Raw genomic sequence first — 4,072 nt, 5'->3', positions numbered from 1 at the left:
CGAACGGGCTGACCGCACCGAACGGCCCGTCCCAGCAACGCGTCATCCGCCAGGCGTTGCGGAATGCCGGTGTGCGGGCCGCGGATGTGGATGTGGTGGAGGCGCATGGCACGGGGACCGCGTTGGGGGATCCGATCGAGGCACAGGCCCTGCTTTCCATCTACGGCCAGGAACGTACTGATGGGCCGTTGTGGCTGGGGTCGGTGAAGTCGAACCTGGGGCATACGCAGGCAGCGGCGGGTGTGGCCGGTGTCATCAAGTTGGTGCTGGCGATGCAGCGGGAGGCGCTGCCCGCGACGTTGCATGTGGATCGGCCGTCCTCGCATGTGGACTGGGAGGCGGGGCAGGTCCGGCTGTTGACGGAGTCGCGGGTGTGGCCGCGTGGTGAGCGGCCGAGGCGGGCCGGTGTGTCGGCGTTCGGGATCAGCGGGACCAACGCCCACGTCATCCTCGAAGAAGCTCCCGCCGACAGGACTGACGAGGCGTCGACTCAACTCTCCACCACTCCCTGGCTGTTGGCGGGACGCGACCCCGACAGCCTTCGCGCCCAGGCCGAACGCCTCGCCACACACCTCACCGCCCACCCGGCCTCCACCACCGACCTCGGCCACTCCCTGGCCACCACCCGCGCCGTCCTCACCCACCGCGCCGTGGTCCTCGGTCCCGGCCTCGATGAACTGCGCGACGGCGTCCGTGCCCTCGCCGACGGGGAACCGCACCCGGCGGTCGTCACCGGGCACACACTCAAGGGCCGTACGGCATGGGTGTTCACCGGGCAGGGCAGCCAGCGTCCTGGCATGGGGCGTGAACTCCACGACGCGTTCCCGGAGTTCCGCCGAGCCCTGGACGAGGTCTGCGAGCTGCTGGACACCGAACTCGGCGCGGACGAACCCGGCCGCCTCCTCCCCCTGCGCGACATCATGTTCACCGGCGATCCGGAAACCCTGGCCCGCACCGGCCACGCCCAGCCCGCCCTCTTCGCCTTGCAAGTGGCCCTTGTCGCGCTGCTCCGCTCCTGGGGAATGCGACCGGATTCCGTCCTGGGCCATTCGGTCGGCGAGTTCGCGGCGGCGTACGCGGCGGGGGTCTTCGAACTCCCTGATGCGGTACGGCTGGTGGCGGCGCGTGCGCGGCTGATGCAGGCGCTGCCCGAGGGCGGTGCCATGGCCGCGATCGAGGCCACGGAGGCAGAAGTCGGAGGAGTCCTCGACGGGGACGTGGCGGTCGCCGCGGTGAACGGGCCGCGGTCCGTCGTGGTCTCCGGCACGGAAGAAGCCGTGGAGGCAGTGCTCGTCCGGTTCCACGACCGTGGGTGCCGTACGAAGCGACTGCGCGTCAGCCACGCCTTCCACTCACCCCTGATGGACCCGATGCTGGCCGAGTTCACCACGGTGGCGGCAGGTGTCACCTACCGCACGCCGACCCTGCCGGCTGTCAGCACCCTCACCGGCGAGGCGCTGGGCGGCGGGGACTGGACCACCCCGACGTACTGGATCGAACAGGTCCGCAGGCCCGTACGGTTCCACGACGCGCTCACCACCGTCACCGGCCCCCAGGGAGCGGTCCGGCTCCTGGAGATCGGACCCGACCCCGTCCTCACCGCGCTCGCCCGGGAGGCCGGACACACCGCCGCGGCGGCCACCCTGCGTACCGGACAGCCGGAGCCGCGGGCCGTCCTGACGGCCGTCGCCGAGATGTACGTCCGTGGTGCCGGCGTCCGTTGGTCCGCGCTGTTCGAGGGGACGGGCGCGCGGCGGGTGGACCTGCCCACGTACGCGTTCCACCGCGAGCGGTACTGGCTGCCCGACCACGCCGTCACTGAGCGTGGCACGGAGGCCGGCGCCGACGGTGTCGAGGCCCGCTTCTGGGATCTGGTGGAGCGGGGCGAGGTCGACACGCTCGCCGAGCGGCTGGGTGTCTCCGGCGTCCATGCCCTGGACACCCTCGTCCCCGCGCTGTCCGCCTGGCGCCGGCAGGGCCGTCGGGACCTGGAGCAGGCGGCCCGCCGCTATCGCGTGCGGTGGCGGCCCGCCCGACTCGCCACCGGCCCGGCCGCCCTCGCGGGCCGCTGGCTGGTGGCCACGGCCGACCCGGCGGACCGGGCCGTCGCGGACATCGCGGCAGCCCTGCGCCGGGCCGGCGCCGAAGTCGACCTGATCCCGGTCGCCGCCGCTGACACCCGGGCCGACCTCGTGGACCGCATCCGCGCCACCGGCCACGAGCCCACCCATGCCCTCGCCCTGGTGCCGTCGCCGGCGGCCGTGCTCGCCCTGTGGCAGGCCCTTTCCGACAGCGCCCCGGCCACCCGCCTCTGGTGTGCCACCCGGTCCGCGCAGTCGGTGGGCGCCGGTGACACCCCGACCCGGCCCGAGGAAGCCGCCGTATGGGGCCTGGGACGCACGCTCGCCCTCGAACAGCCCGACCGCTGGGGCGGTCTCATCGACCTCCCCACGCACCCCGACGCCGACGAGGCGCAGCGCCTCGCGCACCTGCTGGCCGCTCCCGGCGACGAGGACCAACTCGCCCTGCGCCCCACCGGAGTGCTCGCGGCCCGCCTCGTCCGCGACAGCGGAGCGGGCGGGCAGTCCGCGGCCACCTCGGGCGGCCGACCGCGCGGCGCCCGCTTCCACGGCACCGCCCTCGTCACCGGAGGCACCGGCGCGCTCGGCCGGCACATCGCCCACTGGCTCGTCGACCAGGGCGTCGACCATGTCGTCCTGGTCTCGCGGCGCGGCGCCGACGCCCCCGGCGCCCAGGAGGTGCGCGACGAGCTGTGCGACCGCGGAGTCGACGTCACGCTCGCCGCCTGCGACGTCGCCGACCGCACCGCCCTCGCCGGCCTCCTGGACGCTCACCCGCCCACCGTCGTCGTCCACGCGGCGGGCATCCTCGACGACGGCCTCGCCGCCGACCTCACCCCCGAACGGCTCGCCCGCGTCCTCGCCGCCAAGGCCGACGCCGCCCAGCACCTGCACGAACTGACCGCCGACCGCGACCTCGACTCCTTCGTGCTGTTCTCGTCCACGGCCGGCGTCACCGGCAATGCCGGTCAGGCCGCCTACGCCGCCGCCAACGCCCACCTCGACGCGCTCGCCCAGCACCGTCGTGCGGTGGGACTGCCGGCCACGTCCGTCGCCTGGGGGCCCTGGGCCGGCGACGGCATGGCCGCCGACCCGGTCGTCACCACACACCTGGCCCGGCTCGGCATCCGGCCGCTCACCCCCGACACCGCCCTCGACGCACTGGGACGCATCCTCGACGGCGACCGCACCTGCGCGACCGTCCTCGACGCCGACTGGGCCCGCTTCGCCGAGACCACCGCCTACGCCCGCCAGGGCCAATTCCTGCGCGAACTCACCGCCCCCGCACAGCAGGACGCCCGCACCGCCCACGGCCCCGAGCGGCCCACGGCAGGCGGCGGTGAACTAGCGACCGCCCTGCACGGCCGTCCGCCCGCGGAACGGGAACGCGTCGTCCTCGCCCACGTACGGTCCACGGTCGCCGATGTCCTCGGGCACAGCTCCGGCGCCGCGATCGCCGCCGACCGCCCCTTCAACGACCTCGGCTTCGACTCCCTCACCTCGGTGGAACTACGCAACCGCCTCGGCGCCGCGACCGGCCTGCGCCTGCCCGCCACCCTCGTCTACGACCACCCGACCCCCGCCGCCCTCGCGGCCCACATCCGCGCCCAACTCCCCGGCGCCGACACCGACATCGCATCCCGGGACACCTCTGAGGGCACCGGCACGGGAGACGCCCTCGACGACGATGCCGTAGCGATCGTGGGGATGGCCTGTCGTTTCCCGGGTGGTGTGTCGTCGCCGGAGGAGTTGTGGGAGATGCTCGCCGCCGGTCGTGACGGTGTGACCTCGTTCCCCGATGACCGTGGCTGGGACATCGAGCGCGTCTATCACCCCGACCCCGAGCATGCCGGGACGTCGTATGTGAATTCCGGTGGTTTTGTGTCGGGTGTGGCGGATTTTGATGCGGGGTTGTTCGGGATTTCGCCGCGGGAGGCGTTGGCGATGGATCCGCAGCAGCGGTTGTTGTTGGAGGTGTCGTGGGAGGCGTT

Annotated in this window: 1 protein-coding gene; it reads left to right on the top strand. The window is 73.6% G+C overall.

Annotation, left to right across the window (positions count from 1 at the left end):
• A partial coding sequence (locus tag ACFPQ9_RS21560) for an SDR family NAD(P)-dependent oxidoreductase (protein WP_380855422.1) occupies window positions 1-4,072 on the top strand: 4,072 nt, incomplete at both ends.

This window comes from Streptomyces coerulescens (genome assembly GCF_042657965.1).
Lineage (GTDB): Bacteria > Actinomycetota > Actinomycetes > Streptomycetales > Streptomycetaceae > Streptomyces > Streptomyces coerulescens.
This window is presented reverse-complemented; position numbering and strand designations above follow the sequence as displayed.